Here is a 23,152-nt window from a genome sequence, read left to right as displayed (position 1 = left end):
GAACTCCCGCCGGCCGCTCCGGGGCAGCAGGAATCGTGTCGCCGTTGGGCGCTCTGACCTCTAACTTTGTCATCGCCCGGTAAACGATTATGCCCACACAGGTGAACGTTAGTTGAACCGTTCCCCCTAAGCGCCCGGAGCCGCCGGGAGGCGCCAGGCAAGAGCATAAAGTGGAGCTGTGGATCCTATGCTCATTGGTCTGGTTGCCGGCCTCATCGGCCTGGCGCTTGGCACGTTCGGCGTGCTTGCCTACCGGGTCAGCGAGAAGCAGCGCGAACTGCTGGACGTGGACGCCGGGGACCTTTCGCTGCCGGCGGGCGCCGCCGAGGTGCTCGCCGTCGTCGGACGTGCTTTCGTGGTGCTGGACGATGTTGACGGCGTGGTCCGTGCCAGCCCCGCTGCCTACGCGTACGGACTGGTCCGGGGACACACCGTGGTGCACAAGGAACTACTGGACATGACCGCAGGAGTCCGGCGGGACGGCGTCATCCTGGAAAAACAGCTTGAGCTTCCGCGGGGACCGCTGGGGCAGGGGACCATCATCGTCCAGGTGCGCGCGGCCATGCTCGGTGAGGAATACATCCTGCTCCTCGCCGATGACCGGACGGAGATCACCCGGACCGAAGAGATCCGCAACGACTTCGTGGCCAACGTCTCGCACGAACTGAAAACCCCGGTGGGCGCCATCTCCCTGCTGGCGGAGGCGCTGGAATCCTCCGCCGATGACGAAGAGGCCGTCCGCCGCTTCGCCAAGCGCATGCACAAGGAATCCGCACGGCTGGCCGCCCTGGTCCAGGACATCATCGAACTTTCCCGCCTGCAGGGCGCCAGCGTCACGCAGCAGGGCACACCCGTCGACGTCAATGCGGTCATCGCCGAGGCTGTGGACCGGTCCCAGCTTCCTGCCGAAAGCAAGAACATCAGCATCGTGGTGGGTGGCCGGACCGAAGGCAAAGTGTTTGGGGACCAGGACCTCCTGGTCACGGCGCTGCGGAACCTGATCGACAATGCCATCCGCTATTCACCGGCGAACACCCGCGTTGGCATCGGGGTACGGTCCAGGGACGGCCTGGTCTCCATTTCGGTGACCGACCAGGGGGAGGGGCTGTCCCCGGAGGACCAGGAGCGCGTCTTCGAGCGGTTCTACCGGGTGGATGCCGCCAGGTCCCGACAGACCGGCGGCACCGGCCTTGGCCTGAGCATCGTCAAGCATGTGGCATCGAACCATGGCGGCGAGGTGACGCTGTGGTCCCAGCCCGGGCAGGGATCAACCTTCACCCTCCGGCTGCCGGAGATGGAAGGGCCGGATGGCGACGACGGGCCCTCCCGGTCCGGCGCCCCGGCACTCGCGCCGGTGCAGGCGGCGCCGGAACAGTCCAGTCTTACCCAAGTACCCCGCGCCGCCGGCGCAACAGAACGAGGAGCTAGCGCTTGAGCAGGATTTTGATTGTCGAGGACGAAGAGTCGTTCAGCGACCCGTTGTCCTATTTGCTGGGCAAGGAAGGGTTCGAGGTTGAGGTGGTGGACAACGGCCTGGACGCCATCACCGAGTTCGACCGCAACGGCGCCGATCTGGTGTTGCTGGACCTGCAACTGCCCGGGCTATCCGGCACGGAGGTGTGCCGCCAGCTCCGCCAGCGGTCAAGCGTTCCCGTGATCATGCTGACCGCCAAGGACTCGGAAATCGACAAAGTGGTGGGCCTGGAACTCGGTGCCGACGACTACGTCACCAAACCCTACTCCTCCCGCGAACTGGTGGCCCGTGTCCGGGCAGTCCTGCGTCGCCAGGGCGAGCCGGAGGAACTGGTCTCAGCCACGGTCCAGGCCGGCCCCGTCCGGATGGACATCGAACGGCACGTGGTGAGCGTGGACGGCGAGCAGGTCCTGCTTCCCCTCAAGGAGTTCGAGCTGCTCGAGATGCTCCTGCGCAACTCGGGCCGGGTGCTCACGCGCGGGCAGCTGATCGACCGGGTTTGGGGCTCCGATTACGTTGGCGACACCAAGACCCTGGACGTCCATGTGAAGCGGCTCCGCGGAAAGATCGAACCGGATCCCTCGGCCCCGCGTTACCTGGTGACCGTCCGCGGCCTGGGATACAAGTTCGAGCCCTAAGGGAAGCGCTTGGTGCCATGACAAAAGGGAGGAGCCATGGGCCCCTCCCTTTTGCTGTAGCTGCCGGCCGTCGCCGGTGACCGCTTAGCGGCTGGTGGCAGTTGCCGTGGCGCTGGGTGTGGCGCTGGCGGAAGAGCTTGCTCCTGCCGAGGAGCCGGCACTGGTTGAAGAACCCGCGCTGGCTGATGAGCTGGCGCTTGCCGACGAGGAGGGCGTCGCCGAGGGGCTCGGGGTGGGTACGTAGTCCTTGTACTCCTGCAGGGTGGCGTCCAGGACGGGAACCTTGACCGTGTTGCTGACGTTGGTGCCGTCCTCGCTGATCGTGACGTCCACGAGGGAGCCCGGCTTGCCGCCGGTGGTGCTCAGGATGGCCTCATCCGACTTTTCGTTCAGCAGCGTGTAGGAGTTGGCCTTCACCGGAACCTGGGTCTGGGAGCCCTTGGCGCCCTTGACGGTGAGCTTCACGTCCTTGGAGGAGGAGTTGTAGACAGCACCGATCAGGCGGCCGGGCTCGTTTTCGCCGGTGGAAACGATGAGGATGTTCCGCAGCTGCAGGGGACCGAGGTCTGCGCGGATGCCGTCCGAGGCGGAGTACTGATGGCTGGTCTGCTGGGGCGTGATGTAACCGCAGCCCGCGGTCAGCAGGCTGGCGCCAAGGGCAGCAGCCGTCAGTGCCAGTTTGCCGCGCTGGGCCCGGTTCATCGCAGTGGAACGCACGTCACGTACTCCTCAAGAAATTTGAAGTCTTTTTCAGCCATAGCCTATCCGCAAAGACGGGCAAACGAGGATTCGGCGGCGTCATGTCCGGCCTGCGAGCGCTTACGTGATGCACTAATCCGCGCATCCGTCAAGAGGGTAGAGGGGGTCGATTGGGCCGTTTTTCCGCGTATTTTCGCGGTTCGGGCCTCTTTCTCCGGCCGGTCATATGCCTGAATCGTGATAAACTGGTCTGCGGGAAAGGGGAAATGTCCACATGGTATTTGAGGTCGGCGAGACAGTAGTTTACCCTCACCACGGTGCTGCGAAGATTGAAGAAATCAAGATGCGCACCATCAAGGGCGAAGAGAAGATGTATCTCAAGCTCAAGGTGGCTCAGGGTGATCTGACCATTGAAGTTCCAGCAGAGAACGTTGACCTTGTTGGGGTCCGGGACGTAGTGGGCAAGGAAGGCCTGGAGCACGTGTTCGATGTGCTCCGTGCCGAGTTCACCGAGGAGCCCACCAACTGGTCACGCAGGTACAAGGCAAATCTGGAGAAGCTTGCTTCCGGTGACGTCATCAAGGTGGCAGAGGTTGTTCGCGACCTGTGGCGCCGGGATCACGACCGGGGCCTTTCCGCAGGCGAAAAGCGAATGCTGGCCAAGGCCCGCCAGATTCTGATTTCAGAACTGGCGCTGGCTGAGAAGACCGACGAGGAGAAGGCTGCAAGCGTTCTCGACGAGGTCCTGGCTTCCTAAGAATTTAGCCCCGGCTGCACGCAAGTGCGGCCGGGGCTTTTTTGTGCCCACCCGGGCGGTGTCCAAAGCGCCCAACGCAAGTGGCGGCGTCGTAGGCTAGTCCGCATGAGTGAATCACCCACGCGCCTGGTCACAGCAGTCATCGTGGTTGCCGCAGGTTCCGGGCAGCGCCTTGGCTACGGCATGCCCAAGGCGGCCGTGCCGCTGGGCGGAGAACCGATCCTGATGCATGCCCTGCGGGGCATTGTCGCGTCCGGCGTGGCAAGCCAGGTATGCGTGGCGCTGCCCGCCGGTGACCAGGGCTTGCGGCAGCTTTGCGACGGGTTCCGGGAGGAACTTGCCGACGGCGGTCCCCTCCTGACGGTGGTCGACGGCGGATCCACCAGGGCCGCGTCCGTGCGCGCCGGAATCGCCGCCCTCATGGAAGGCATCGAGGCCGTCCTGGTCCATGACGCCGCACGGGCCCTGACGCCCGAGTCCGTTTTCCACCGCGTCGCCGACTCCCTTGTTGCCGGCGCGGCCGCCGTCATTCCCGTGCTCCCCGTTGTGGACACGGTCAAGACCGTGGCGCGCACAACCGGCGACGACACTGCGTTTGCACCCGAGGTTGTTACGGGCACGGCCCGCCGCGAGGAACTGCGGTCCGTGCAGACCCCGCAGGGCTTCGCCATCGGCACCTTGCTGCAGGCACATGAGGCGGCGCAGGGCCTGGACGAGCAGCAGGCGGCAGCCGTCACGGACGATGCCATGCTCGTGGAGATGCTTGGAACGGCAGTGCACGCAGTCCGAGGGTCCACCCAGTCCCTCAAAATCACCACGCCCCTGGACCTGATCTTCGCCGAAGGGCTCCTTGAGGGCCCGCTCGGCGCCCGCTGGGTGGAAGGATGAGCGCGGACATGGTCCTTCCCCGCACAGGAGTGGGAATTGACGTCCATGCCTACGCGCCCGAGGACTCGCCCCGCCCGCTGTGGCTCGGCGGACTCCTGTGGCCGGGCGAACGCGGCCTCGCGGGGCACTCGGACGGGGACGCCGTCGCCCACGCCGCCGCTGATGCCCTGTTCTCGGCCGCCGGCATCGGCGACCTTGGCACCCACTTCGGTACGGACCGCCCGGAATTCGCCGGGGCGTCCGGTGCCACTCTGCTCGCCGAGGCCGCACGGATCGTCAGGGCAGCCGGGTTCGAGATCGGCAACGTGGCCGTGCAGTTCGTGGCCAACCGGCCCAAGTTCGGGCCCCGGCGGGAGGAATCGCAAAGGGTCCTGAGCGAGGCAGCAGGCGCCCATGTCGGCGTTACGGCAACTACCAGTGACGGCTTGGGATTCACTGGACGCGGGGAGGGTATCTCCGCGGTAGCCACCGCCCTGGTGTATCCGCAGTCCGCCGGGCCCGTCAGGTAGCCTGGCCCATCAGTTAGTCTGGAGCGGTGACCCTGCGCTTCTATGACACTGCCTCCGCCGAAGTCCGGAACTTCGTCCCCCTCGTCGAGGGCAAGGTCAGCCTCTACTACTGCGGCGCCACGGTCCAGGGGATGCCGCACGTGGGCCACATCCGGTCAGCCATCGCCTTCGACCAGCTCACCCGCTGGCTGCAGTACCGGGGCCTGCGCGTCACTGTGGTCCGCAACGTGACGGACATCGACGACAAGATCCTCGCCAAATCCGAGGCTTCCTTTGCGCCGGACTTCACCCCGGAAACGGGGGAGGTGGCCCGCGAGGAGTGGTGGGCGCTGGCATACCGCTACGAGCGGGAGTTCCTGAAGGCCTACGACACCCTCGGCGTCTCCCGCCCCACCTACGAACCCCGGGCCACCGGGCACATTCCGGAGATGCACGCCCTGATCCAGCAGCTGATCGACCGCGGCCACGCCTACCCGGCGCTGGACGACTCGGGCGACGTGTACTTCGACGTCCGCTCCTGGGACAAGTACGGCGCGTTGACCCGCCAGAACATCGATGACATGCAGGCAGCGCCCGACGCCGATCCCCGCGGCAAGAAGGACCCCCGCGACTTTGCGCTGTGGAAGGGTTCCAAAGAAGGAGAGCCCGACACGGCCAGCTGGTCCTCGCCCTGGGGTGCCGGGCGGCCCGGCTGGCACCTCGAGTGCTCCGCCATGGTCACCAAGTACCTCGGCACCGCCTTCGACATCCATGGCGGCGGCCTTGACCTGCGGTTCCCGCACCACGAAAACGAGATGGCGCAGTCGCAGGCAGCGGGACACCCGTTCGCCAACTTCTGGATGCATAACGGCATGGTGACCTACCAGGGCGAAAAGATGTCCAAGTCCATCGGCAACACCATCAGCCCCGCCGAAATGCTGGAACTCGCCCCACCGCGCGTGGTCCGCTACTACCTGGGCCAGGCCCACTACCGGTCCGTCCTGGACTACCGTCCCACGTCCCTGCAGGAGGCCGCCGCCGCCGTCGAACGCATTGACGGATTCCTGGCCAAGGCTGCGGCACGCCTCGACGGCGCCGCGGGCATCGTGGACGGCGCCCCCGGTTCCTCTTTCGCTGGTGTCGACGCATTCTGCGAAGCAATGGACGACGACCTCAACGTCCCCCGCGCCCTGGCCGCCCTGCACGAAACTGTCAGGGCGGGCAACACAGCCCTCGCCGAGGGAGACGACGACGCCGCACGGAACGCGATGCACGCAGTCCTCCTCATGACCGAGGTCCTGGGCCTGAACGCCGTGGCAGGCTCCGCGGCGGTGAGCACGCGTGAAGCCGAGGCGCTGGGCGTCCTGGTGGAAGCACAGCTGGCGGCCCGCGCAACTGCCCGTGCCGACAAGGACTGGGCGAGGTCCGACGCCATCCGGGACACGCTTAACCAGGCAGGTGTCGTAGTGGAGGACGGCCCGGACGGCGCCACCTGGAGCCTCAAACGGGACTGAGCGGGCCGCTGCGCCCGATTTTTTTCGGGTCAGTAGACTGGTATGCAGATTCAGTCAGCACAATCAAGGGTGGAACATCATGGCCAACAATGGTCGCCGATCGGTTAAAGCGAAGAAGGGCCCAACCGTCGGAACCGGTGGCCATGGCCGCAAGGCCCTCGAGGGCAAGGGTCCCACGCCCAAGGCCGAGGACCGTGTGTACCACAAGGCGCACAAGGCCAGGCAACTTTCCGAACGGTCCGCAGCAAAGCGCGGGACCGGTGCCCGCAGTGCCGGCGCCGCCAAGTCCGGTCCCAAGGGCCGCGCCACCGAGGAAGTAGTCACGGGGCGCAACTCCGTGGTCGAGGCACTCCGCGCCGGCATCCCGGCGAAGGCCCTCCACGTCGCCATCCGCATCGAAATGGATGACCGGGTCAAGGAATCCCTGAAGCTCGCCGCCGAACGGGGTATTCCGCTGCTGGAAACGGGCAAACCTGAGCTGGACCGGATGACGGATGACGCCGTCCACCAGGGCCTGGTGCTGCAGATCCCGCCCTACGAGTACCAGGACGCCTACGAACTGGCCGAGGAAACCGTGGACAAGTGGAAGAAGGGGCACATTGCCAACGCGCCGCTCTTCGTGGCCTTGGACGGCATCACGGACCCCCGGAACCTGGGTGCGATCATCCGCTCCGTCTCCGCCTTCAGCGGCCACGGCGTCATCGTGCCCGAACGCCGTTCCGTCGGCGTTACCGCCTCGGCCTGGAAAACCAGCGCCGGTGCCGCCGTCCGCGTGCCCGTGGCCCGAGCCTCCAACCTGAACAACGCGCTGAAGCAGTTCAAGAACATGGGCATCTACGTCCTGGGGCTCGACGGCGACGGCGACGTTTCGCTGCCTGACCTCACCCTGGCCACCGAACCGGTGTGCATCGTGGTGGGCTCGGAAGGGAAGGGCCTGAGCCGCCTCGTCCGGGAAAACTGCGACCAGACCGTCTCCATCCCCATCGACTCCGCCATGGAGTCCCTGAACGCCTCGATGGCCGTGGGCATCTCGCTGTACGAGGTTTCCCGCCAGCGAGCGGCGCGATAGCTCCGCCAACCCGTAACCTGCGGGGGTTCCTGGCGCCACAACGGGCGTATTGGCTTGTCAAGTGCCGTTGGCCGCTACTATTTAGGTGATGGTCATGCCGCTTTTCGACACCGAATCCACCATGGACGCCTCCTCTGCCGTTCCCCTCGGTGTCAGCGTCCCGCGCGCTGATTCGGGCGGTACCCGCCACCATGCCGGTGGACGCGCCAATGTTGCCTGCTTTGCCCCTGCCGTGGCCAGCCTGGACATCGTCTACTGCCCTCCCGGGGGCCAATGGCGGGTCCAGAGCCTGCCCAACGTCAGCAAGGGGGTCCACCACGGCATCGTGGAGGACCTGCCGTACGGGTCGCGCTACGGCTTCCGCCCGACGTCGGACGCCAAGCCACTGCCCCCGGTCCTTCCGGCAGGCAACGGCTCCGCCGGCCAGCCCCTGCTGCTGGACCCGTACGGCAGGGGAGTGGACCAGCGCGACGGCTTCCTCACCAGCGTCCGGACCGCCGTCGACTTCGCCTGGGAAGCTGACGAACCGCTGCATCTTCCCTGGCGGAACACCATCATCTATGAAGCGCATGTCCGCGGCCAGAGCATGCTCCACCCCGACGTGCCGGAAGAATTGAGGGGCACCTACGCCGGCCTGGCACACCCCGCCGTTGTGGAACACCTCACAGGCCTGGGCATCACTTCCGTCCAGCTCCTGCCCGTCCACTTCCACATTGATGAGCCGCATCTGCAAGACCTGGGGCTCAGCAACTACTGGGGGTACAACACGGCCGCATTCTTTGCCCCGCACCCCGGGTACGCCACCCGGGCGGCCCAGGAAGCGGGCGCGCAGGCGGTCCAGGACGAATTCAAGGCGATGGTCAAGGCGCTGCACGCCGCCGGGCTGGAGGTCATCCTCGATGTGGTGTACAACCACACGGCCGAGGGCGGAGTGGATGGACCCCTCCTAAGCTTCAAGGGCCTGGGGGAGGACACGTACTACCGGGTGGACGGCTACGGCAAGTACGTCGACACCACCGGCTGCGGCAACACGCTGAACTTCGCTGAGCCGCGGGTAGTCCAGCTGGTGACTGACTCGATGCGGTACTGGGTGGATGAATTCCACATCGACGGCTTCCGCTTCGACCTGGCCGTCTCGATGTGCCGGAACGCGGCGAACGAATTCGACCCCCGGCACCCATTCCTCACTGCCGTCGCCGCCGATCCTGTCCTGTCCGCGGCAAAACTGATCGCCGAACCATGGGACATTGGCTACGGCGGCTGGCAGACGGGCCGGTTCCCCCGGGGATGGGTGGACTGGAACGACCACTTCCGCGACGCGGTCCGGACCTTCTGGGTGGCGGACAGGGCGGCCATTGATTCCGGCGGGCACGGCGGGCCCATGGCCAAACTCGCCGATGCCCTCTCCGGCTCTGCGGGCCTCTTCCAGGCGTCCGGCCGCTCGCGCCTGGCGTCGGTCAATTTTGTCACCGCCCATGACGGCTTCACCATGAACGACCTCGTGTCCTATGACCGCAAGCACAACGAGGACAACGGCGAAGAGAACAGGGACGGGCACGGGGACAACCGGAGCTACAACCACGGCGTGGAGGGTCCTACCGAGAACAGCGTGATCCTGGCACAGCGCGCGCAGTCGCGGCGCAACCTGATGGCGTCGCTGATGGTTTCGCTCGGAGTTCCCATGATCACGGCGGGCGATGAGATGGCAAGGACCCAGCACGGGAACAACAACGCCTACTGCCAGGACAACGCCGTTACCTGGCTGGACTGGACACTGACGCCGGCGGCGCACGAGATGCTGCGCAGCACCAAACGGTACATCCGGCTGCGCAAGGAGTTCCTGGCCGCCCAGCCGCACGACTTCCCGGTCCGGGACGAGCAATCCTATCTCTACTGGTTCGACCAGGACGGCCAGCCCATGTCTGCCGACCGCTGGAACGATCCGCGCCACCGCGTCATGCAGCTCCTGCTGGGTGACGACGGCGGTGACCTGGCAGGCCTCGTGGTGGTAAACGGGGGCGCCACGGACGCGCAGGTCATCCTGCCGGACGCCGGAAGGCAGGCCCCCAGCCTGTTCGAGCTCCGGCTGACCACCTCGCCGCGCCACAAAGAACGGCAGGGCATCCAGGTGGCCTCGGGCGAAACCGACCTTGCGGAAGCCAACTCGATCAGCATCTACCGCACCTGAAACAAGCACCATCAACGATCAGCACAACCAGCCGGCAGGTACCCCAAATGCGCAACCGCTCCATCATTCCCTTGCTCATCACCACATTGGTGGTGCTGGCCATGGTGGCGTTCGGCGGGGCCGGGATACTGGGCCAGCAGACGGAAAGTGCGACGCCGGGAACGGCTTCCAGCCAAACGTCCACTCCGGGCGGCGCGGCTGCGTCCGGGCCGGCGAAGCAGCCTGCGCCGCACCGGGCGGCCAACCCGTCCAGCCTGGCGGAGATCAGGGAATCCGCGCTCCCGGTGGAGGGCCGCCGGGTGCTGGCGCTGATCCGCGAGGGCGGCCCCTTCCAGTACGGCCAGGATGACCAGGTGTTCGGCAACTTCGAGCGCGTCCTGCCGGTCCGGGACCGCGGCTACTACCGCGAATACACGGTCCCCACCCCTGGGGAATTGGACCGGGGTGCGCGGCGCATCGTGGCAGGAAACGGCGGCGAGAAGTATTACACCGGGGACCATTACGGAACGTTCAAGTACATAGTGGAAGGCAGCTAGCACAAGCATGAGAATCTTCTCCGGCGACACCTGGACCCTCGAAGAACTGCAGGAACAGGTGGCCGATGCCGGGCGCCGCAGCGTGGTGGTCCCGCCGGCGGACAGCAAGCGCGCCGTCCTGGAAACCTTTGGTGAGGTCCTGGACTTCCCCGAGCACTACGGCGTGAACCTCGACGCACTGAACGACTCGCTCCACGACTTCGCGGACAGCGTCACCGAGAACGGGAACCCGCCGGTGACGGTCCTGTGGCAGGTGGCCGCGCCCTTCCGCAGCGACCGGTCGTTCGGGATCATCTGCGAAATCCTGCAGGACGCAGAACGGTATGCAGGCAAGGACCTGGCCGTCACCGCTGTGTTGCTCTAAACCAGCCTCCCTCGGAGGGCAGCCTCCCCTGGAAGGCAGTGGCACAGCTAGGTTTTCGGGCGTTCCTCGTGTGACACGTAGGTGTCCAACAACGCGGAGGCCCTGCCGCCGTCGTCCTCCGCCGCAAGGCCCTTCCGCATGCTCTCCGCCTTTTGCCGCCCGGCCGGGAACGGCGGAAGCAGCGGGATCTCAGGGTCGGTCAGGACCTCAATCACCACCGGGCAGTCGGCGGCGAAGGCCTGGTCCCAGGCGTCGCCCACCAGTTCCGGGTCCTCCACGCGGATTCCCTTAAGCCCCAGCAGGTCCGCGTAGCCGGCGAAGGGAAAATCGGGCAGTTCCTGGCTGGCGGCAAACCGCGGCTCGGCCTCCGATTCACGCTGCTCCCATGTGACCTCGGTCAGCTCCCGGTTGTTGAAGACGCACACCACGAACCGTGGGTCCTGCCACTGCCGCCAGCGGTGCGCCACGGTTACCAGCTCCGCGATGCCCGCCATCTGCATGGCGCCGTCCCCGGCGAGGGCCACCAGTGGCCGGTCCGGGTGTGCCAGCTTGGCGGCAATTCCGTAGGGAATGGAGCAGCCCATGCTTGCCAGCGTTCCGGACAGATGCGCGGGGACTCCCGTGGGCAGCACCAGCTGGCGGGCGTACCAGTAGACACAGCTTCCGACGTCGACACTCACCTGGGCGTTGCCGGGCAGGCGGCCGTTGAGCTCCCGGACCACCCGCTCCGGGTTGACGGGGGCAGCGGGCACGGCCGCCCGGTCGGCCGCGAGGATACGCCAGTTGCTGACCTCCCCTTCAACATCCGAGCGCCACTGGGTGCGCGGCCGGGGCTCCAGCCTCTGGTTCAAGGCGTCCAGGGCTGATGCCGCGTCGCCGGCCAGGCCTACCTCCACCGGGTAGCGGTTGCCGATCTTCTTTTCATCGATATCGATTTGCACGGCACGGGCGGCCCCGGGCGGCGGATAGAACTCCGTCCAGGGATCATTGGAGCCCACGATGAGGAGGGCGTCGCAGTTGCCCAGCAGGTGCGCACTGGCGGTGGTGCCCAGATGTCCCATGGTTCCCACGGCAAAGGGCAGGTTCTCGTCCACATACGGCTTGCCCAGGAGACTGGTGGCGATGCCGGCCCCAAGCTTCTCCGCCACGGCAACCACTTCCTTGGCGGCGTGCCTGGCTCCCTGGCCCACCAGCAGCGCCACGCGTTCCGCGGAGTTAAGGAGGGCGGCGGCAGCGGCCAGGTCCTCCTCGCGCGGGCTCTTGGCCGCGGCGCTCCAGGACGGAGCGGTGACCACGATGCCATGCTGCTGCTCCAGCTCAGGTGCGGGCGCGGACTGGACATCGTGCGGGATGATGACCACGCAGGGGGAGGAAGTGGCCTTCGCCGTCCGGAAGGCACGGTCCAGCACCATCGGCACCTGCTCCGGCGCGCTGATGAGCTGCACGAACTCTGCTGCGACGTCCTTGAACAACGCAGGCAGGTCGATTTCCTGCATGTAGGCGGACCCCAGCACGGTGCGGCTCTGCTGCCCCACGATGGCCACTACCGGCACGCCGTCCAACTTTGCGTCGTACAACCCGTTGAGCAGGTGGACGGCGCCGGGGCCCTGGGTGGACGTCACCACCCCCACCCCGCCGGTGTATTTCGCATGGCCCACGGCCATGAACGCCGCCGATTCCTCATGCCGGGCCTGGACGAACTCAACCTGCCCCTCCGCGCGGCCCTCAGTCCGGCGGAGGGCGCCCATGAAGCCGTTGATGCCATCCCCGCTGTAGCCGAAGACCCGGTTCACACCCCACGTGGTGAGGCGCTCCACAATCACATCGGCCACCGTACGTTCGGTCATTGAACCCTCCTGGTCGGGTACTGCTGCCTGCCAGGAGCCGTACCCATGAGGCCGGTGGCTAAGCGTTGACGATCAGTCCGAGCTCAGCCTTGGAGGCCAGGGCGTCATGCCGGGGCAGGACGCGGACTGTGTAGCCGAACGGTCCGGAGCGGTCGATGACCAGGGAACCGCTGAACAGGTGGCGCCCGTTACCCAGGTCCTCCTTTACCTGGAGCTCCATCATGGTGATGTCGGCCAGGGCGTCGTTCTCCTCGGCCCTGCCGTAGGCCACCTCAACGCAGACATCCTCCGGAGTGAGCGCGTTCAGCGCCACGTAGGCGTTGACCTGCAGCGTGTCGCCGATCTGCGGATCCTCGGATACGCCCACCGAATCCACGTGCTCCACGTGGACCTGGGGCCAGGCGCCGCGCACCCTGGCCGTCCAGGACGCCAGCGCGCGGGCCTGGGCGTAGGAGTTGGCGGTGGCGCTGCGGCCCGCTTCCGCTGCCGGGCGGTACAGGATGTTCACGTAGTCGCGGAGCATCCGCTCCGCGGAGACGGCCGGCCCGAGGTGCGAGAGGGTGTGCTTGATCATCGACACCCAGTGGGTGGGCACCTTCTCGCTCCGCGTGGTCGAGGGGCCGGCAGCGCCTGCACCTTCGGACACCGTGCTGCCGTAGAAGCGCGGGGCCACCTGCGTTTCCAGGAGCTCGTACAGCGCTGCGGCCTCGATGTCGTCCCGTTCCTCGGGGGAAGCGTCGTTGTTGGCCGTGGGAATCGCCCAGCCGTTCTCGCCGTCGTACATCTCATCCCACCATCCGTCCAGGACGGACAGGTTCAGCGATCCGTTCAGGGCCGCCTTCATGCCGGACGTGCCGCAGGCCTCAAGCGGACGCAGCGGGTTGTTCAGCCACACGTCGCAGCCCGGGAACAGGGTCCGGGCCATGGCGATGTCATAGTTCGGCAGGAACGCGATCCGGTGCCGTACTTCCGGATCGTCGGTGAAGCGCACCAGGTCCTGGATCATCTTCTTCCCGGCGTCATCCGCGGGGTGGGACTTCCCGGCGATGACCAGCTGGATGGGGTGCTCCTTGTGCAGGAGCAGTGCCTTCAGCCGCGCCGGTTCGCGCAGCATCAGCGTGAGCCGCTTATAGGTGGGCACGCGGCGGGCAAAGCCGATGGTGAGGACATCCGGGTCCAGGACGTTGTCGGTCCAGCCGAGCTCGGCGTCAGCCGCGCCGCGCTTCTTCCAGGCTGCGCGCAGCCTGCGGCGGACGTCCTCCACGAGGGCAGCGCGCATCTCGCGGCGCAGAGCCCAGACATCGGCGTCGCTGACGTTGTAGGCCAGGTCCCATTTGCCCAGCGCTTCGGCCTCGCTGCCGAACTGGTCGCGGGCCAGCTTGGAAATGCGGCTGTCCACCCAAGTGGGCACGTGCACGCCGTTGGTGACGGAGGTGATGGGCACCTCGGAGTGGTCGAAGCCTGGCCAGAGGGCGGAGAACATGCCGCGTGACACTTCACCGTGGAGTTTGGCCACGCCGTTGGCGCGCTGGGCGAGGCGCAGGCCCATGACCGCCATGTTGAAGACGGCCGGGTTTCCGTCCGCGTAATTTTCCCTGCCCAGTTCCAGGATCCTGTCCACCGGCACCTCGGGAGCCAGTCCCGCCTGGAAGAAGTGGCTGATCTGGTTGATTTCGAACCTGTCGATGCCGGCCGGCACCGGCGTGTGCGTGGTGAACACAGTGGAGGCGCGCCCGGCGGCCAGTGCTTCATCGAAGGTCAGGGCCTGTTCCCCGGACATCAGTTCCTGGATGCGTTCGATCCCAAGGAACCCCGCGTGGCCTTCGTTGGTGTGGAAGACCTCGGGCGCGGCGCAGCCTGTCAGCTTCTGGAAGGCGCGCAGGGCCTTGACCCCGCCCATCCCGAGCAGGAGTTCCTGCTGCAGCCGGTGGTCGCCGCCGCCGCCGTACAGCCGGTCCGTGATGCTGCGGGCGGCGTCGTCATTGCCCGGCACGTTGGAGTCCAAAAGGAGCAGGGGGACGCGTCCGACGTCGGCACGCCAGATGTGTGCCAGCAGCCGCCTGCCGTTGGGCAGGGGGAGGGAGATTTGCACGGCCTTGCCGTTGCCGTCGGGGGACGGCTCCCGGAGCAGGGTCAGCGGCAGGCCGTCAGGGTCCAGGACTGGGTAGGTCTCCTGCTGCCACGCGTCACGGGACAGTGATTGCTTGAAATAGCCCGCCTGGTACAGCAGGCCCACGCCGATCAGGGGCACGCCCAGGTCCGAGGCAGCCTTCAGGTGGTCGCCGGCAAGGATGCCCAGGCCGCCGGAATACTGGGGGAGGACCTCGGTAATGCCGAACTCGGGCGAGAAGTACGCAATGGAGGCGGGCGCATCCGGGCCCAGGCCCTGGTACCAGCGCGGCTCCTGGAGGTACCGGTCAAGGTCCTGCTCCGCGGCGCGCACCCGTTCCACTACCGACTGGTCGGCGGCGAGCTGCTGGAATTCCTCCCGGCTGACCATGCCCAGGAACCCGATGGGGTCCTGCCCGCTTTCCTCCCACAGGCGCGGGTTCAGCCCGGCGAAAAGCTCGCGGGTGGGGCGGTGCCAGGACCACCGCAAATTGCTGGCCAGCCTGGCCAAAGGCCGAATGGGTTCGGGGAGGACTGTACGGACCGTAAACCTGCGGATTGCCTTCACCTGCGTCACACTAACCGACAACATGCGCTGCCGGAACCAGCTTTCGGTTTCTTTTGGGTAAATGACAGGGGCATGAAGAAATTAGGCCGCGGCACGGCGTTTTTAGTGAGCAGGCTTAGCAATCCGGGTCATTTCTCGCTAACGTCGAGCCTGTGACGACTAACTCAGGAACCAGTGCCGCATCCACCAAAATGCCCCAGCGCAGTATCACCGAGGACCTGCGGTTCGGGCGTTTTCCGATTACCGCCGTGCAGCCCGTCGTCGAGGGCGGCAAGTTTCCGGCCAAGGCCCTGCCCGGTGAAGCCATCGTGGTGGGCGCCACTGCCTTCCGGGAAGGGCATGACCAGCTCGGCGTCAGCGCCGTGCTCCTCGACCCCTCCGGTGCCGAGCGCCAGCGCGTGCGGCTTGCGCCGCCCCGCGGGGAACGGGGCATGGGCACGGACCGCTGGGAAGGCGTGCTCACGCCGTCGGAGACGGGGAACTGGTCCTTTGTCATCGAAGCCTGGCACGACCGCTACGGCACCTGGCACCACAATGCCGAGGTAAAGATCGATGCCGGCGTCGACGTCGAACTCATGCTTGCCGAAGGTGCCAAACTGCTGCGCGAAGCATCCGGGGAGGACTTCCGCAGCGACTGGGACAAAGGCGTCCTCCGGGGCGCGGCCGACAAACTGGCTGACCAATCCCTCAGCACGGAGGAGCGGCTGGCCGCCGGATTCGGGCACGACGTCGCCGGCGTTGTGGCACACCAGCCCATCCGGGAACTTGTCACCGTATCCGAGAAGTACCCCCTCCTGGTGGAGCGCGACCGGGCCGGTCGGGGCGCCTGGTACGAGTTCTTCCCGCGGTCCGAGGGTGCAGTCAAGAACCACGACACCGGCGAGTGGACGTCGGGCAACTTCCGGACCGCGGCAAAGCGGTTGGACGCCGTGGCAGCAATGGGCTTCGATGTCCTCTACATGCCGCCCATCCACCCCATCGGCGTGCAGTTCCGCAAGGGACCCAACAACACCCTGGTGGCCGGTCCCAACGATCCCGGCTCACCCTGGGCCATCGGAGCGAAGGAAGGCGGCCACGACGCCATCCACCCCGACCTCGGATCGTTCGAGGACTTCGACGCCTTCGTGGCCCGCGCCAACGAACTGGGCCTGGAAGTAGCCCTGGACCTCGCGCTCCAGGCGGCCCCGGACCACCCGTGGGTGCAGTCCCATCCGGAATGGTTCACCACGCGGGTGGACGGCAGTATTGCGTACGCGGAAAACCCGCCAAAGAAGTACCAGGACATCTATCCGCTCAATTTCGATAACGACCCGGAAGGGCTTTCCCGGGAAATCCTGCGAATTGTGCTGCTGTGGGTCAGCCACGGCGTAAAGATTTTCCGGGTGGATAACCCGCATACCAAACCAGTGTGGTTCTGGGAATGGCTTATCGCGGAAGTCGAAAAAGCAGCACCTGGCGTAGTTTTCCTGGCCGAAGCCTTTACCCGCCCCGCCATGATGCACGCGCTGGGCCGGGCAGGCTTCCAGCAGTCCTACACCTACTTCACGTGGCGCAACACCAAGAAGGAAATCGAGACCTATTTCGAGGAAGTCAGCCACGAATCCCCGGCGTTCTTCCGCCCCAACTTCTTCGTGAATACTCCGGACATCCTCACGGAGTACCTGCAGTACGGCGGACCGGCGGCGTTCCGGATCAGGGCCGTCCTGGCCTCCACCGGAAGCCCGCTGTGGGGCGTCTATGCCGGCTACGAACTGTACGAGCACGTGGCCCGGCCCGGCGCCGAGGAGTACATCGACAACGAGAAGTTCGAGTACAAGCACCGTGACTGGGACGCCGCAGCCGAGTCAGGGCGTTCGCTGGCCCCGTACATCACCCGGCTGAACCACATCCGGCGCGACCACCCTGCGCTGCTGGACCTGCAGAACCTGACGGTCCACCAAAGCACTGACGCCTCCACCGTGGTCTACTCGAAGCACAAGACCCTCCCTGACGGGTCCAAGGACACCATCATTGTGGTGGTCAACGTGGACCCGCACGTCACCAAGGAATGCAGCGTGGCCCTGGACCTGGCGGCCCTGGAGCTGGACCCGCAGGACATCACGCCGGGCGGCGGCTTCTATGTGGACGACCTCATCACCGGCCAAAGCTGGGAGTGGGGCGAATACAACTACGTGCGGCTTGATCCGCATGTGGAGCCCGCGCACATCCTGAGCGTGAGGAGAATGCATCAGTGAGTTTTAACCCGCAAAGTTCCGGCCACTTCACTCCCAAGAGCACGTTCGAGCTAAATGCGCCTGGCCTTCAGCATGACCCTTTGTGGTACCGGAAGGCAGTGTTCTACGAAGTACTTGTCAGGGCTTTTGCGGATGCCAACGGCGATGGGTCCGGGGATTTCTCCGGACTCATCGACCGGTTGGACTACCTGCAGTGGCTGGGCGTGGATTGCCTCTGGCTGCCACCGTTCTTCCAGTCGCCGCTGCGGGACGGCGGCTACGACATCTCCGACTACAACTCGGTCCTGGACGAGTTCGGCACCATCAGCGACTTCAAGCGGCTCGTAGCAGAAGCCCATGCCCGCGGCGTCCGGGTGATCATCGACCTCCCCCTGAACCACACCTCTGACCAGCACCCGTGGTTCCAGGAATCGCGGAAGGAACCTGACGGGCCCTTCGGTGACTTCTACGTCTGGAGTGACACCGACGAAAAGTACCAGGACGCCCGCATCATCTTCGTTGACACCGAGGAATCGAACTGGACCTTCGATCCCATCCGCCGGCAGTTCTTCTGGCACCGGTTCTTCAGCCACCAGCCGGACCTGAATTTCGAAAACCCCAAGGTGATCGACGCCGTCTTCGACGTGGTCCGGTTCTGGCTGGACCAGGGGATTGACGGTTTCCGGGCGGATGCCATTCCCTACCTCTACGAGGAGGAGGGCACCAACTGCGAAAACCTTCCGGCCACCCACGAGTTCCTCCGCAGGCTGCGGGAAATGGTGGATGAAAGCTACCCCGGCCGCGTGATCATCGCCGAAGCAAACCAGCCGCCCAACGAGGTGGTGGAATACTTCGGCACCGTTGATGAACCCGAGTGCCACATGGCGTTCCACTTCCCCATCATGCCCCGCCTGTACTACGCGCTGCGCGACCAAAAGGCTGCGCCCATCATCGAAACCATGCGCGACACCCCGGACATCCCCGAGGGCGCACAGTGGGGCACGTTCCTCCGCAACCACGACGAGCTGACCCTGGAAATGGTCACCGCCGATGAGCGTGCGGCCATGCTGGGCTGGTACGCCCCGGACCCGCGCATGCGCGCCAACATCGGCATCCGCCGCCGGCTGGCACCCCTGCTCGATAACTCACGGGCCGAAATCGAACTGATCAACGCGCTCCTGCTCTCGCTTCCGGGCAGCCCGTTCCTCTATTACGGGGATGAGATCGGCATGGGCGACAACATCTGGCTCGAGGACCGCGACGCCGTCCGCACCCCCATGCAGTGGAACCCGGACCGGAACGCAGGTTTCTCCCACGCCGATCCCGGCAAGCTGTACCTGCCGCCCATCCAGTCCCTGGTGTACAACTACGCCATGGCCAACGTGGAGGCTGAAGCTGCCCATTCCGGGTCCCTGCTGCGCTGGACCCGGCAGATCCTCAGTGTCCGCAAGAACCACCCGGCGTTCGGGCTCGGCGGCTTCAAGCATGTGGAAGCAGACCACGACGCCGTCCTGGCGTACCTGCGTGAGCTGCCGGACAGCAATCCGGCCGGCGCCAACGGGGAAATCATCCTGTGCGCCTTCAACCTCTCCCAGCACCCGGTCGCAGCCACCCTGCGGATCCCCGAATATGCCGGAAGGGGACTCCGCGACGTGTTTGGCGGACAGGTCTTCCCCGGCATCGGCGACGACGGGACCCTCACCCTGACCCTCGGAAGCCACGATTTCTTCTGGCTTCGGATGCGCTCGGCGGGGTCCAACCCATCGTCGCCCTACACCCAGGCCATGCCAATCCTGTCGATAGAGAACTGAGATGAACCAGCCAATCCTCACTCCCGCCCTTACCGCGCTGCTCAAGGAATGGCTGCCGCAGCAGCGTTGGTTCCCGGTCAAAACCCCCGACTTCGCCATCTCCCAGGCCGGCAGCCTGGGGCTGGCGGACCCCAGCGGACACGCGGCGCTGGCCGTGTTCCTCCTCAACGTCGCCACCCAGCGGCCCGACGGCGGTCAGCGCACCGCCGTCGTCCAGGTTCCCTTGAGCTTCCGGCCGGCGCCGGCCGGGGGCATGGAGCGTGCCCTGGTGGGCGAGGCGGCCGGAATGGATCCCACCCGCCCTTGGGTTTACGACGCCGTTCACGACCCCGACTTCGTGGGCGCCTGGCTGGAGCTCATCCGGCAGGAGGGGAAAGCGGACAGCGGCACCGCGACGGGCTTCCGCGTGGAGGGGCTGTACCGCCTGCCCACCGCGAAGGGCGTTGTGAAGGTGCTCTCCGGTGAGCAGTCCAACAGTTCCGTCATTGTGGACGACGGCGAGTCGGCGGCCATGGTGAAATTCTTCCGCGTCCTTTCGGACGGGACCAACCCGGAAATTGAAGTGGGGGCTGCCCTAACCAAGGCAGGAACTTCGGAAGTCCCTGCCACCCTTGGCTGGGTCAGGGGTGAGTGGCTGGGGCACGGCAACCATGCCTCCTCCGGCTCCGGCCACGGTACCCGGTACGTCCAGGGCGAGCTTGCGGTGGCCCATGAATTCCTCGCCGGTGGCCGTGATGCCTGGCGGCTGGCGGTGGACGCCGCCCGCTCGGGCACTGACTTCACAGCAGAGGCCAGGGCCCTTGGCGCCGCGACCGCCACGGTGCACAAGCGCCTGGCGGAGGCTCTGGGGCAGTCGGCCGGCCCTGGACCCGGCAAGGGACCAGGACCTGCTGTTGCCCAACGTGTCCGGACCGCCTGGGCAGAAGCGCGTGCCGCCGTCGGACCTTACGACGACGCCCTGGACGCCCTGCTCGCGAACCTGGACAAGGCCCCCGCCGGGCCGCTGCAGCGGATTCATGGCGACCTCCACCTGGGCCAGATCCTCCAGGTCACAGGCCAGTCCGGCGACGAGTCGCGCTGGGCCATCCTGGACTTCGAGGGCGAGCCCCTGAGGCCCATCGCCGAACGTAACGTCCCGGACGTGCCCCTGCGCGACGTCGTCGGGATGCTGCGGTCCTTCGACTACGCCGCTGGAGCAGCCCAGCGCGAGCAGGAGGGTGCGCAGGTCCCGGACAGCTGGGTTGACGACTGTGCCGATGCCTTCCTGGCAGGGTATGCCGGGGTCATTCCCGGAACGGTGGACCGAACCTCACCGCTGTTTGTGGCATTGTGGCTGGACAAGGCACTGTACGAAGTTGTTTATGAAATGCGAAACAGGCCCGACTGGGTGGCGATTCCAGTAAACGCCTCCAGGCGGCTCCTGGGCAGCAACGGTGCCGGCGACTCCGCCGGTGCAGCATCGGAAGGTAACGAAATGACAGGCTCAGCACGAACTGACCGCCCGGGGGTGCCCCTGCACGTGGATGAAGGCACCCTGGGCAGGATCGCCAACGGTGAACACCACGCCCCCCACTCCGTCCTGGGCGCCCACCTGGACGACTACGGGCATGTCACCATCCGCACCGTGAAGCACCTCGCCGAAGCAGTCACCGTGGTCACGCAGGCCGGTGAAGTTCCCATGGAACACGAGGCCCACGGCGTATGGGTTGCCGTCCTGGAACCGCTGGAGCAGGGACACGTTCCCGACTACCGGCTCGCGGTTACCTACCCCGGCAAGGACCCGGTGACCATTGACGAGCCCTACCGCTACCTGCCCACAGTGGGCGAAGTGGACCTCCACCTCATCGGTGAAGGCCGGCACGAGAAACTGTGGCAGGTGCTCGGCGCGCACGTCAGGCATTACAAGTCAACGCTGGGGGACGTCAACGGTGTCTCCTTCGCCGTGTGGGCCCCCAACGCCCAAGCCGTCCGCATCAAGGGCGACTTCAACGCCTGGGACGGACGGGAAAACTCCATGCGTTCACTGGGATCCTCCGGTGTTTGGGAAGTCTTCATTCCCGGCGTGGCCGCAGGGGCCTGCTACAAGTTCGAGATCCTGACCCGCGGCGGCTACTGGGTTGAAAAGGCCGACCCGCTGGCATTCGGCACCGAGGTGCCCCCGCTGACTGCCTCCAGGGTGGTGGAGCCGTCCTACGCCTTCAAGGACGATGAATGGATGGAAACGCGTGCCAAGCGCGACCCCCACAACTCGGCCATGAGCGTCTACGAAGTGCACCTCGGGTCGTGGCGCCTGGGCCTGGGCTACCGCGAACTCGCCCAGGAACTGGTGGAGTACGTCAAATGGCTCGGGTTCACGCACGTGGAATTCATGCCCGTAGCGGAGCACCCGTTCGGCGGTTCCTGGGGCTACCAGGTCACGTCCTACTTCGCACCCACCTCCCGTTTCGGGCACCCTGACGAGTTCCGCTACTTGGTGGACTCCCTGCACCAGGCCGGGATCGGGGTCCTGCTGGACTGGGTACCCGCGCACTTCCCGAAGGATTCCTGGGCGCTGGCCAGGTTCGACGGCGAGCCCCTCTACGAACACTCCGACCCGGCCCTTGGGGAACATCCCGACTGGGGCACCCTGATCTTCGACTTCGGCCGCACCGAGGTCCGGAACTTCCTTGTGGCCAACGCACTGTATTGGCTGGAGGAATTCCACATCGATGGCCTGCGCGTGGACGCGGTCGCCTCCATGCTCTACCTCGACTACTCACGCCAGGAAGGCCAGTGGCGGCCCAACCGCTTTGGCGGCAGGGAGAACCTCGAAGCCATCTCCTTCCTGCAGGAAGTGAACGCCACCGTCTACAAGACCCACCCCGGTGCCGTCATGATCGCGGAAGAATCCACGGCGTTCCCGGGCGTTACCGCTCCCACGAGCCACGGCGGCCTGGGCTTCGGCCTGAAGTGGAACATGGGCTGGATGCATGATTCCCTCAAGTACATCTCCGAGGACCCCTACAACCGCAGGTGGCACCACGGCACGGTGACGTTCTCCCTGGTCTATGCCTTCACGGAGAACTTCCTGCTGCCCATCAGCCACGATGAAGTTGTCCACGGCAAGGGCTCGATGCTCCGCAAGATGCCCGGTGACCGCTGGCAGCAGCTGGCCAACCTTCGCGCCTTCTTTGCCTACCAGTGGGCGCATCCGGGCAAGCAGCTCATCTTCATGGGCACCGAGTTTGGCCAGGAAGCCGAGTGGTCCGAACAGCACGGCCTGGACTGGTGGCTCGCGGACATCCCTGCCCACAAGGGACTCCAGCTGCTGACCAAGGACCTCAACGAGCTGTACGCAGCTACTCCGGCCCTGTATTCGCAGGACAACGTCCCTGCCGGCTTCCAGTGGATCAATGGAGGAGACGCGGACCGAAACGTCCTGTCCTTCATCAGGTGGGACGCCGACGGCAATCCGATTGTCTGCGCCATCAACTTCTCCGGTGCCCCGCATGTGGGCTACACCCTGGGAGTCCCCACGGCCGGGGCCTGGACCGAGGTCCTGAACACCGACCACACCACGTACGGGGGATCCGGTGTGCTGAACGACGGCGCATTGAAGGCAACAGACGAAGGACAGGACGGCCAGCCGGCGACGCTGACTGTCACGCTGCCTCCGCTCGGCGCGGCCTACTTCAAGCCGGGAGCATCAACGGCCGGCTGATCTCACCGCCCGTGTCCACGAAGGCGCGGAATCCGCGGGATTCCGGGCCTTTCGGCTGCCGGCGGCGGGTTACTTTGGGGTGGACTGGCGATCCCGGAAGAGTGGTGGTACAGTTTATTTCCGCGCTGCTCCACGGAGTCAGACGGAAAACCGATCCCCCAAGCTTACGCTGAGGATGGTCGCGGATGCCGGTTTGACACGCACGAAGCCAGCGGGTAAGTTTGAAAAGTTGCTCCGGAGCGATCCTGAACGAGGGTTTGGGTGGTGCCGGGTGTGTCTGTTGTTTGAG

The 23,152-nt window shown here is 65.9% G+C and carries 16 protein-coding genes; 13 read left to right on the top strand and 3 right to left on the bottom strand.

The features are described 5' to 3' along the window. Positions 1-187 precede the first annotated feature (187 nt). Entirely contained in the window at positions 188-1,435 is a 1,248-nt protein-coding gene (locus tag ACR65J_RS18985) for a sensor histidine kinase (RefSeq protein WP_440172088.1), read from the top strand. Then, on the top strand, positions 1,432-2,112 hold the full coding sequence (locus tag ACR65J_RS18980; RefSeq protein ID WP_043452089.1) for a response regulator: 681 nt from the start codon (positions 1,432-1,434) through the stop codon (positions 2,110-2,112). The genes ACR65J_RS18985 and ACR65J_RS18980 overlap by 4 nt, the downstream gene beginning before the upstream one ends. A gap of 84 nt (positions 2,113-2,196) precedes the next feature. Here ACR65J_RS18980 and ACR65J_RS18975 read toward each other — a convergent pair whose 3' ends face one another. Then, positions 2,197-2,814 carry a hypothetical protein gene (locus tag ACR65J_RS18975; RefSeq protein WP_440172086.1) on the bottom strand — a complete coding sequence of 206 codons (618 nt, stop codon included), beginning with the start codon at positions 2,812-2,814 and terminating at the stop codon, positions 2,197-2,199. Positions 2,815-3,085: 271 nt separating this feature from the next. On the opposite strand from ACR65J_RS18975, the gene ACR65J_RS18970 reads away from it, so the two are divergent. The 8 genes from ACR65J_RS18970 (at position 3,086) to ACR65J_RS18935 (ending at position 10,615) form a co-directional block, all read left to right on the top strand. Then, positions 3,086-3,568 carry a CarD family transcriptional regulator gene (locus ACR65J_RS18970; RefSeq protein WP_011690592.1) on the top strand — a complete coding sequence of 161 codons (483 nt, stop codon included), beginning with the start codon at positions 3,086-3,088 and terminating at the stop codon, positions 3,566-3,568. A 105-nt stretch (positions 3,569-3,673) separates the two neighbouring features. Next, entirely contained in the window at positions 3,674-4,456 is a 783-nt protein-coding gene (gene ispD / locus ACR65J_RS18965; protein ID WP_440171974.1) for a 2-C-methyl-D-erythritol 4-phosphate cytidylyltransferase, read from the top strand. Positions 4,457-4,464: 8 nt separating this feature from the next. After that, positions 4,465-4,965 carry a 2-C-methyl-D-erythritol 2,4-cyclodiphosphate synthase gene (gene ispF / locus ACR65J_RS18960; protein ID WP_440171972.1) on the top strand — a complete coding sequence of 167 codons (501 nt, stop codon included), beginning with the start codon at positions 4,465-4,467 and terminating at the stop codon, positions 4,963-4,965. A gap of 26 nt (positions 4,966-4,991) precedes the next feature. Further along, complete coding sequence (gene cysS / locus ACR65J_RS18955; RefSeq protein WP_440171970.1) at positions 4,992-6,458, top strand: cysteine--tRNA ligase; 1,467 nt, start codon at positions 4,992-4,994, stop codon at positions 6,456-6,458. A gap of 79 nt (positions 6,459-6,537) precedes the next feature. Then, entirely contained in the window at positions 6,538-7,527 is a 990-nt protein-coding gene (gene rlmB, locus ACR65J_RS18950; protein ID WP_440171968.1) for a 23S rRNA (guanosine(2251)-2'-O)-methyltransferase RlmB, read from the top strand. A gap of 88 nt (positions 7,528-7,615) precedes the next feature. Beyond that, positions 7,616-9,715: a glycogen debranching protein GlgX gene (gene glgX / locus ACR65J_RS18945; protein ID WP_440171966.1), complete on the top strand. Its 2,100-nt coding sequence runs from the start codon at positions 7,616-7,618 to the stop codon at positions 9,713-9,715. 47 nt (positions 9,716-9,762) lie between these two features. Further along, complete coding sequence (locus tag ACR65J_RS18940) at positions 9,763-10,251, top strand: guanyl-specific ribonuclease (RefSeq protein ID WP_440171964.1); 489 nt, start codon at positions 9,763-9,765, stop codon at positions 10,249-10,251. Positions 10,252-10,258: 7 nt separating this feature from the next. Beyond that, on the top strand, positions 10,259-10,615 hold the full coding sequence (locus tag ACR65J_RS18935) for a barstar family protein (RefSeq protein WP_440171962.1): 357 nt from the start codon (positions 10,259-10,261) through the stop codon (positions 10,613-10,615). A gap of 47 nt (positions 10,616-10,662) precedes the next feature. On the opposite strand, the gene ACR65J_RS18930 is transcribed toward ACR65J_RS18935, so the two are convergent. After that, positions 10,663-12,462, bottom strand: a complete 1,800-nt coding sequence (locus ACR65J_RS18930; protein ID WP_440171960.1) for a thiamine pyrophosphate-requiring protein — start codon at positions 12,460-12,462, stop codon at positions 10,663-10,665. A gap of 58 nt (positions 12,463-12,520) precedes the next feature. Then, positions 12,521-15,139, bottom strand: a complete 2,619-nt coding sequence (gene glgP, locus ACR65J_RS18925) for an alpha-glucan family phosphorylase (protein WP_440171958.1) — start codon at positions 15,137-15,139, stop codon at positions 12,521-12,523. Between the two features lie 191 nt (positions 15,140-15,330). Between glgP and ACR65J_RS18920 the strand changes: the two genes are divergently transcribed. From ACR65J_RS18920 to ACR65J_RS18910, 3 genes are read left to right on the top strand one after another with little or no spacing between them, the layout of a single operon-like run. Beyond that, positions 15,331-17,373: an alpha-1,4-glucan--maltose-1-phosphate maltosyltransferase gene (locus ACR65J_RS18920; protein ID WP_440172084.1), complete on the top strand. Its 2,043-nt coding sequence runs from the start codon at positions 15,331-15,333 to the stop codon at positions 17,371-17,373. Further along, positions 17,370-19,163, top strand: a complete 1,794-nt coding sequence (gene treS / locus ACR65J_RS18915; RefSeq protein WP_440171956.1) for a maltose alpha-D-glucosyltransferase — start codon at positions 17,370-17,372, stop codon at positions 19,161-19,163. The genes ACR65J_RS18920 and treS overlap by 4 nt, the downstream gene beginning before the upstream one ends. A 1-nt stretch (position 19,164) precedes the next feature. After that, entirely contained in the window at positions 19,165-22,863 is a 3,699-nt protein-coding gene (locus ACR65J_RS18910) for a 1,4-alpha-glucan branching enzyme (protein ID WP_440171954.1), read from the top strand. Positions 22,864-23,152: the final 289 nt, after the last annotated feature.

Source organism: Arthrobacter sp. SAFR-044 (genome assembly GCF_059414985.1).
The sequence above is the reverse complement of the archived record's forward strand: the minus strand, read 5'-3'. Positions and strand labels throughout refer to the sequence as shown.